At 35.7% G+C, this 420-nt stretch carries 1 protein-coding gene; it reads right to left on the bottom strand.

Going from position 1 to position 420, the window contains the following annotated elements; genetic code table 11:
• Nucleotides 1–420: hypothetical protein (locus ACX6CF_RS26220; protein ID WP_458788335.1), on the bottom strand; the 420-nt coding region annotated here is incomplete at both ends.

The following is a 420-nucleotide window of genomic DNA, read 5'->3' as shown; positions in this document are numbered from 1 at the left end:
ACGACGACGAAGATCATCAGGTTCACGACGACGGCTATGTTCCCAGCTATGAGGATTATCATTAAAAAAAGAAATTGCACCATGAACCCAAGCATTAACATTAATTCTGTCATTAAAGGTAGTGTCAAGATGTAAATTATAAATTCTATTAACACAATTAACAATACCCTCTGCAAACCAACCTCTATATTTATAACCTGCATTTGGGTCTAGCATATCCATATTTAGCAGAGCTGTATTAAATTCAGGAGTACCAGTTTCAAGTACTTCTACATCACTTAGTTCATCATCTAGGATGGGGCATTCGGGCATAGTTAGTTGATAAGGTCTATTTTTGGCTTCGATAGCAAGTATTTTAGCACGCTTAGTACGCATATTTATATTGATTTGGTTTACGAGAGTTTGAAAAATGTCATTGCT

Source organism: Vallitalea sediminicola (genome assembly GCF_054408565.1).
This window is presented reverse-complemented; position numbering and strand designations above follow the sequence as displayed.